Here is a 7,792-nt window from a genome sequence, read left to right as displayed (position 1 = left end):
GGTGGTCATCGAGCTGCCCGAGAATGCCGGCATCGGTGACGAGGTGATCTTCTACGGTCGGGGCGGCCCCACGGCAGATGATTGGGCGATTGCGGCCGGCACGATTGGCTACGAAATCACAACCCGCCTGGGCAGGCACGTGCCCAGGAGATATCGGGGTAAAGTAGGGCACTGACAGGAGGTCGGCATGGAACTTATTGCACAGAGCGCCGATGACATGCGGCGCCACGGTGAACGGATCGCGAAGCACGTCGAGGCAGGTTCCCTCATCATGCTGTCAGGGCCCCTCGGGGCAGGCAAGACCACTTTCGTTCAGGGACTCGCCGCGGGCCTTGGCGTGCAGGGACGAGTCACCTCACCCACGTTCGTGATCTCCCACGTGCACCGCGGCAATCCTGATCTCGTCCATGTCGACGCCTACCGCCTCGAGAGCCTCGAGGACGTCGATGCTCTCGACCTTGACACCTCCCTCGAGGAATCGGTCACGGTGGTCGAATGGGGCAGGGGAAAGACAGATGCCCTCTCGAACGACAGGCTCGAGATCGACATCGTGCGCACCACGGGGGCGTCCGAAGGTGAGGAGCCCGAGGATCTTCTCGACGACGCTCCGAGGACCCTCCACATCACAGGAACCGGACCCCGCTCTCAAGCGATCGTGGAAGCTCTCGGATCCTAGTGCGTCACCTCGTTGCTGTTCTTCTTGCAGGCCTGTTCCTCCTCATCGGAGTTCAGGCCTACGCGGTGACGAGCACGGCAAGCGACTGGTACGAGACCGATGGTGAAGCCACCCTCCAATCCTTCGCGGGAAGCACCTTCCCTGACCTGACCGCGGAACAACTGGACAATCTCGATATCGGGGATCCCGTCGCTGCCGTGATGGTACCGGAGAACTCGGCCGACCCGCGCAACACCGACGCGACACCCGAGTACTTCGCGGCCCCGGTCAGCTCCGGCGACACTCCGATTGGCGCCCTCACGTACCACGAGAGCGACGATGGTTCCGGGGAAGGCAGTGTCGTTGCCGACGACTATCTGGCCACGAGACTGACAACCATCGCAGAGGGCGACATGCTCCTCATCGATCCCGACTACGACACGTATTTCATCATCCGCGGCGATGACGTCATTCCCGCCAACACTGAGGCTCTCGAATACCTGGCTGGCGCAACCTCGGTCGACTCGTTCTTAGAATGGCGGCAATCGCTGGCAGACGAGGGACCGATCGTTGGTGGCGACGAGGGCGGTCGAAACTATCGCGCTGTCGCATTCGCCGGCGTCGTTCTCGCTGTCGTTCTCGCCCTCACCCTCATCTTCACCTGGCTCCGCCACTCACCCCACGGACCCCAGCACACCGAGGTCCTTCACGACCATGTTCGCAGGGTCCGAATCTATCGCCGAGGAGGCAACCGTGTTAACGCTGACGATTGATACATCCACCGTATCTGTCATCGCTCTCGTCGAAGAAGGCGCGGAGGTTCGCACCAGCCCCGATGCTCGCCACCACGCGGAGACCCTCGCCCCTCTCGTTCACGAACTCGTGGGCGACCGTATTCCCGACAGGATCGTGGCCGGCACCGGCCCGGCTGCGTTTACCGGCCTGCGCGCCGGTCTCGTAACCGCACGCGTCCTTGCTCGCGCCTGGAACATCCCACTGATCGGTGTGGGTTCCCTCGACATCCTCGGCCGCTCCGGACTCGACCAGCACTCAGGGGATGGCCCCGTCGTCGCAGTAGGTGACGCGAGGCGCAAGGAAGTGTACGCCCAGGAGGTCACGGCACTGGGAGCCGATGACATCGAAATCCCGTGGGGACCGGACGTGCTGGCACCGGCCGCGCTCGCGGAACGCTACCCGAACGCCACGTTCGTTGGCCCGGGTGCCGCCCTCTACGCCGACCTGCTCCCCGGATTCGACCAGGCCATCGACCCGCTCGTCATGGTGCGTCTTGCGCAGGCGCGCCTCACGCGCGTCCAGCAGGGCGAGGAACTCGACCTCGGAACCGAACCCCAGTACCTGCGCAGGCCCGACATCCACGGAGCATGAGAAGACTCGGGGTGGGGGATGCTCGGGCGTTCGCGGAGTTGGACGCCGACATCTTCGGGCACGAAGCCTGGCCGCCGGGAGTCATCGAGGACCAGCTAGCATCCGACCGGATCGTTGCGATCGGTGTCGACGCCGAATTGCCTGAGAGCAACGAGCCGCGTTCGATTACCCCTGCCACAAGGAAGCTCGATGCCGCAGGCATGCTCGGACTGGGGATCGAGGCGGAGTTGCTGACGATCTCGGTCCGGCCCTCGCGCAGGCGAGAGGGCCTCGCATCCCACATCATCACGGCGCTGCTTGAGAGCGCAGAAGGCGCAGAAGCGTGCTTCCTTGAGGTCCGCGCAAGCGACGATGGGGCACGAGCCCTGTACGAGGGTTTGGGTTTCGTCGAGGTGGGCAGAAGGCGTCGCTATTACCGCGATGATGACGCTGTCGTCATGCGTAAAGAATTAGGAAAGCCAAGTCTCTCGTAAAATCTGAATCACATTCCGACCCTCCGTTTTGTAGCATTTGTGATGAAATATTGTCCCGTTTTGTGCGGTTTCGTGAATTTTGGTGCACTGGTTTTGGTGCACATGATGGTCAAGTCCGCAGTTTCGGGGTCGGGCTAGGCCTAATGTCGTAAATCGGGAGGGTGTTGAGGGCTACGATGTGATTATGGCAACCTCAACTTCGACAGCGCCAAAGAAGGTAGGAAAGCTGTCAACCTCCGTGGGTCTCAAGATCCAGATGGCGGTCAGCGGGCTCATCTTTGTGCTCTTTGTTCTCGTTCACATGTACGGCAACTTGAAAATGTTCAATGGGCCGGATGCATACAACGGTTACGCGCAGTTCCTGCGTGACGTTGGCTATCCGCTCGTTCCGCACGAGGGCGTGCTCTGGATTCTCCGGATCGTCCTGCTTGCGGCATTGATCCTTCATGCACACGCAGCGATCGTGTTGTGGCGGCGTGGCAAGGCCGCTCGCGGTCCGAATGCGTACAAGGTTAAGCGCGGCAAAAAGAACCAGCAAACCTATGCATCAAGGACGATGCGCTGGGGCGGCATCATCCTGCTCCTCTTCATTGTTTGGCACATTCTGCAATTCACGACCCTGTCCATTTCCGTTGGTGCTGATGACTACTCGGCACTCACCCCCTACGACCGCATGATCGCGGGCTTCCAGCCCGAGGTGTGGTGGGGCTACGCGATCTACTTCGTAGCAATCGGCGCGCTGTGCATGCACATCCGCCACGGTGCGTGGTCGGCGTTGCAGACGCTTGGTTGGTCGAACCGCTACCGTGAGCCGGTCTTCAACGGCATCGCGATCGCCATCGCCGCCGTGATCTTCATCGGCTTCATGGCGCCCCCGACCGCGATCATCCTCGGAATCATCCCGTGATTGGAAACAGTGACATGACTGAACTTATTGACGGCCTCTACCGCGAGGGCGAACCGATCGCGGACACCAAGGCTCCTGCCGGCCCCCTCGAGGCCAAGTGGGAGAAGCGCAAGTTTGACGCCAAGCTCGTCAACCCGACGAACCGCCGCAAGATGCACATCATCATGGTGGGCACCGGTCTTGCTGGGGCATCCGCTGCGGCATCGCTGGGCGAGATGGGCTACAAGGTCAGCGCCTTCTACTACCAGGACTCGGCACGTAGGGCTCACTCGATTGCCGCCCAGGGCGGCATCAACGCGGCCAAGAACTACCGCAACGACAACGACTCGACCTTCCGCCTGTTCTACGACACGGTCAAGGGCGGCGACTACCGTGCGCGCGAATCGAACGTGTACCGCCTCGCCGAGGTGTCCGAAGCCATCATCGACCAGTGCGTCGCCCAGGGCGTTCCCTTTGCACGCGAGTACGGCGGCCTCCTCGACAACCGTTCCTTCGGTGGCGTCCAGGTGTCCCGTACGTTCTACGCCCGTGGCCAGACAGGCCAGCAGCTCCTGATTGGCGCCTACCAGGCCCTCGAGCGTCAGGTCGCGGCCGGAACCGTCACCAACTACTCACGCCACGAGATGGTGGAGCTCATCGTTGTTGACGGCAAGGCCCGTGGCATCGTCACCCGCGACATGGTGACCGGCAAGATCGAAACCCACCTAGGTGACGCCGTTGTGCTCGGAACCGGCGGCTACGGCAACGTGTTCTTCCTGTCGACCAACGCGATGGGCTGCAACGCCTCCGCTATCTGGCGCGCGCACCGCAAGGGCGCCTACTTCGCGAACCCCTGCTACACGCAAATTCACCCCACCTGCATCCCGCAGGCAGGCGAATACCAGTCGAAGCTCACCCTCATGTCCGAGTCGCTACGTAACGACGGTCGCATCTGGGTTCCGAAGAAGAAGGAAGACTGCGAGAAGGATCCCCGTCAGATCCCCGAAGAGGATCGCGACTACTACCTGGAGCGCATCTACCCGGCCTTCGGTAACCTCGTTCCCCGCGACATCGCCTCCCGTCAGGCAAAGAACATGTGCGACGAGGGACGCGGCGTTGGCCCGAAGATCGACGGTGAGGCACGCGGCGTGTACCTCGACTTCGCGGAGGCCATTGGCCGCCTCGGCAAGGACGCTGTCTCCGCCAAGTACGGCAACCTGTTCGACATGTACCAGCGGATCACGGGTGAGAACCCGTACGAGGTGCCGATGCGCATCTATCCCGCGGTCCACTACACGATGGGTGGCCTCTGGGTCGACTACGACCTCCAGTCCACGATCTCGGGTCTGTTCGTGACCGGCGAAGCCAACTTCTCCGACCACGGCGCGAACCGCCTCGGTGCTTCGGCTCTCATGCAGGGCCTGGCCGACGGCTACTTCGTTCTCCCGAACACGATCAACGACTACCTGGCTGGCGCACCCTTCGAGGACGTCTCGAACACCCCCGAGGTCGCCGAAGCTCGCAAGAGCGTCGAGGACCGGGTCAACACCTTCATGACCATCAACGGCAACCGTTCGGTCGACTCCTTCCACAAGGAACTGGGACACATCATGTGGGAAAAGTGCGGTATGGAGCGCACCGAAGAGGGACTCAAGGAAGCGATCGTCGAGATCCGCGCCCTGCGTGAAGAATTCTGGAAGAACGTCAAGGTTCCCGGCAGCGCAGCGGACCTCAACCAGTCTCTCGAGAAGGCCGGCCGCGTCGCCGACTTCCTCGAACTAGGTGAACTCATGTGCATTGATGCCCTCCACCGCAGGGAATCCTGTGGCGGGCACTTCCGTGCAGAGTCACGCACCGAGGAGGGCGAGGCCCTCCGCCACGATGACGAATTCGCGTACGTCGGAGCGTGGGAGTGGGGTGGCGAGAACCAGCCGCCTACACTTCACAAGGAAGACCTCGTGTACGAATTTGTCGAGATGAAGCAGCGGAGCTACAAGTGAGAATTACACTCGAATATTGGCGTCAGAACGGCCCCACCGACGCAGGTCACTTTGAGACCCGTCAGGTTGAGGTCGACGAACACTCATCCTTCCTTGAAATGTTGGATGTCCTCAACGAAGAGCTCTTCGCTGAGGGAGTCGAACCGGTTGCGTTCGACTCGGACTGCCGCGAAGGCATCTGTGGCCAGTGTGGTCTCGTCATCAACGGCGACCCGCACGGACCCGAGGTGACCACCACCTGCCAGCTCCACATGCGTAGCTTCAAGGACGGCGACAAGATCACGATCGAGCCGTGGCGTTCGACAGCGTTCCCTGTTCTCAAGGACCTCGTTGTTGACCGCTCCGCATTCGACCGCATCATCCAGGCCGGCGGATACATTTCCGTCAACACGGGTGCTGCCCCGGATGCTCACGCACAGCCCGTCCCCAAGGCAAACGCCGACCTCGCCTTCGAGGCCGCCGCATGCATCGGCTGCGGCGCCTGCGTGGCGGCCTGCCCCAACGGCTCCGGCATGCTCTTCACCTCCGCCAAGGTCGTTCACCTGGGTCTGCTCCCGCAGGGCCAGCCCGAACGCGCCGAACGCGCACTCAACATGGTCCGCCAGCACGATGCTGAGGGCTTTGGTGGATGCACGAACATCGGTGAATGCCAGGCGGCCTGCCCGAAGGGCATCCCGATCGAGTTCATTTCCATGTTGAACAAGGACCTCCGCAGGGGCGTCTCCAAGTAGGCACGGAACAACCTCACACGGTTCAGGTGTTTTCCTGAGCCGGAGGGTAGGCGGGACCGCGGTCGTGACGAACGCACCGCGTCCGCACTGCCACACTGTTAGTTGAATCAAGGAAAGCGGCGGCCTCTAGGCCGTCGCTTTCCTTTGGACTAGACTGACTACTCGTGGCTGAACCCTTGATTCTTGGTATTGAAACCTCTTGTGACGAGACCGGTATCGCTCTCGTGCGAGGATACGAACTTCTTACGGACGTGACTGCAACGTCGATGGATGAGTACGCCCGCTACGGCGGCATCATCCCCGAGATCGCCTCCCGAGCCCACCTCGAATCCTTCATCCCGACCCTCGACGCAACCCTCGAGAAGGCCGGAGTTGAGCTCTCCGAGGTCGACGCCATCGCGGTCACGGCCGGCCCCGGTCTCGTTGGTTCCCTGACCGTTGGCGTGTCCGCCGCGAAGGCACTTGCCCTTGCTCTGAACAAGCCGCTCTACGGCGTCAACCACATCATTGGGCACATCGCCGTCGATGAGCTCGTCAACGGCCCGATTCCCGAGAACTCGGTTGGTCTCGTCGTCTCCGGCGGGCACTCCTCTCTCCTCCGCATCGGCAACATCGCAACCGACGTTGAGGAACTTGGATCCACCCTGGACGACGCTGCGGGAGAGGCCTTCGACAAGGTCGGCCGACTCCTTGGCCTGCCCTACCCGGGTGGCCCCCACATCGACCGCCTCTCCAAGGAAGGCGACCGCACCGCGATCCGGTTCCCCCGTGGCCTCGTCGGCGGTCGCCACAAGGAGAAGCACCAGTACGATTTCTCCTTCTCTGGTCTCAAGACCGCTGTCGCCCGCTACATCGAGGGCCTCGAAGAGTCCGGTTCCGAAGTGCCCACGGCCGACATTGCGGCAGGATTCTCCGAGTCCGTCGCCGACGTGCTCTCCTCCAAGGCCATTGCGGCCTGCCAGACGCAGGGAACCGACACACTCGTCATCGGCGGTGGGTTCTCCGCGAACTCCCGCCTGCGCGAGCTGGTTGCCGAACGGGCAGAGAAGGCCGGCATCACCGTCCGGATCCCTCCCATCCGCTACTGTACGGACAACGGCGCCATGATCGCCGCCCTTGGATCGGCGCTCGTCCGAGCCGGGGTTGCTCCTTCGGCCCTCGACATCACGGTCGACACCGGCATCCCCATGAACCTCATCCGAGCATAGGTAATGGCGGCCCGGCCAGAGGATCCGGTGTTCTCTCGTGTTTCACTCGAGCATCGCAATCCGCGGGTTCATTGAAACACCCGCACGTTCTATGGAAGGTCCAAGGACAAAGAGCTGACGTTAGCTCCGCCGAGAGTCGAGCCAACGATGTTCTTTTCCCCAGGGTGCCCACTGTACTTCCGAGCCTGTCGATGCTCCGGGGTCGGTCAGTCTCTCGGTTCCCACATTCCGGGTCCGTCAATCACTCAGCGCTCAGGTTCAGCGGTCCCTGCGACTACTGCCGACCTGTTCACTCTCCACACAGGGCTGCCTTCTAGATCCTGGTCGCGAGGATCGCGTGCCTCCCGTGAAGCAGGGGAGTGAGGATGATGGTGGCGCTCGCGTCCCCTGTGAGTTTCAGGGCTCTTCATAATTGAGTGTGTAGCGGGCGTTTTGCGCGTCGTGGCATGAAAC

Annotated in this window: 9 protein-coding genes; all 9 read left to right on the top strand. The window is 62.1% G+C overall.

From position 1 onward, the window contains the following. The first annotated feature begins 1 nt into the window (after position 1). The 9 genes from QMB98_RS08175 (at position 2) to tsaD (ending at position 7,339) form a co-directional block, all read left to right on the top strand. Positions 2-175: an alanine racemase C-terminal domain-containing protein gene (locus QMB98_RS08175; protein ID WP_371685283.1), complete on the top strand. Its 174-nt coding sequence runs from the start codon at positions 2-4 to the stop codon at positions 173-175. A gap of 12 nt (positions 176-187) precedes the next feature. Next, on the top strand, positions 188-676 hold the full coding sequence (tsaE, locus tag QMB98_RS08170) for a tRNA (adenosine(37)-N6)-threonylcarbamoyltransferase complex ATPase subunit type 1 TsaE (protein WP_371685217.1): 489 nt from the start codon (positions 188-190) through the stop codon (positions 674-676). Continuing rightward, entirely contained in the window at positions 676-1,428 is a 753-nt protein-coding gene (locus tag QMB98_RS08165; protein ID WP_371685215.1) for a hypothetical protein, read from the top strand. Before tsaE ends, QMB98_RS08165 begins: the two co-directional genes overlap by 1 nt. Further along, positions 1,409-2,041, top strand: coding sequence for a tRNA (adenosine(37)-N6)-threonylcarbamoyltransferase complex dimerization subunit type 1 TsaB (tsaB, locus tag QMB98_RS08160; RefSeq protein WP_371685214.1), 633 nt, complete (start codon positions 1,409-1,411; stop codon positions 2,039-2,041). The genes QMB98_RS08165 and tsaB overlap by 20 nt, the downstream gene beginning before the upstream one ends. Continuing rightward, positions 2,038-2,514 (top strand): GNAT family N-acetyltransferase, encoded by a 477-nt coding sequence (locus QMB98_RS08155; protein WP_371685213.1) that lies wholly within the window; start codon positions 2,038-2,040, stop codon positions 2,512-2,514. Before tsaB ends, QMB98_RS08155 begins: the two co-directional genes overlap by 4 nt. A 184-nt stretch (positions 2,515-2,698) precedes the next feature. Continuing rightward, complete coding sequence (locus QMB98_RS08150; RefSeq protein WP_371685212.1) at positions 2,699-3,421, top strand: succinate dehydrogenase cytochrome b subunit; 723 nt, start codon at positions 2,699-2,701, stop codon at positions 3,419-3,421. A gap of 14 nt (positions 3,422-3,435) precedes the next feature. Further along, a complete protein-coding gene (locus QMB98_RS08145; protein ID WP_371685211.1) occupies positions 3,436-5,400 on the top strand; it encodes a fumarate reductase/succinate dehydrogenase flavoprotein subunit in 1,965 nt (654 codons plus the stop codon). Continuing rightward, positions 5,397-6,131, top strand: coding sequence for a succinate dehydrogenase/fumarate reductase iron-sulfur subunit (locus QMB98_RS08140; RefSeq protein ID WP_371685210.1), 735 nt, complete (start codon positions 5,397-5,399; stop codon positions 6,129-6,131). Before QMB98_RS08145 ends, QMB98_RS08140 begins: the two co-directional genes overlap by 4 nt. Before the next feature lie 164 nt (positions 6,132-6,295). Then, on the top strand, positions 6,296-7,339 hold the full coding sequence (gene tsaD, locus QMB98_RS08135) for a tRNA (adenosine(37)-N6)-threonylcarbamoyltransferase complex transferase subunit TsaD (RefSeq protein WP_371685209.1): 1,044 nt from the start codon (positions 6,296-6,298) through the stop codon (positions 7,337-7,339). The last annotated feature ends 453 nt before the right edge of the window (positions 7,340-7,792 follow it).

It is taken from the genome of Flaviflexus sp. (assembly GCF_041440645.1).
Taxonomy (GTDB): Bacteria; Actinomycetota; Actinomycetes; order Actinomycetales; family Actinomycetaceae; genus Flaviflexus.
The sequence above is the reverse complement of the archived record's forward strand: the minus strand, read 5'-3'. Positions and strand labels throughout refer to the sequence as shown.

Excerpts from the sequence above, each read along its gene's own strand:
- QMB98_RS08150 (WP_371685212.1), top strand. The coding sequence starts at position 2,699 with ATGGCAACCTCAACTTCGACAGCGCCAAAGAAGGTAGGAAAGCTGTCA.
- QMB98_RS08145 (WP_371685211.1), top strand. The coding sequence starts at position 3,436 with ATGACTGAACTTATTGACGGCCTCTACCGCGAGGGCGAACCGATCGCG.
- QMB98_RS08155 (WP_371685213.1), top strand. The coding sequence starts at position 2,038 with ATGAGAAGACTCGGGGTGGGGGATGCTCGGGCGTTCGCGGAGTTGGAC.
- tsaE (WP_371685217.1), top strand. The coding sequence starts at position 188 with ATGGAACTTATTGCACAGAGCGCCGATGACATGCGGCGCCACGGTGAA.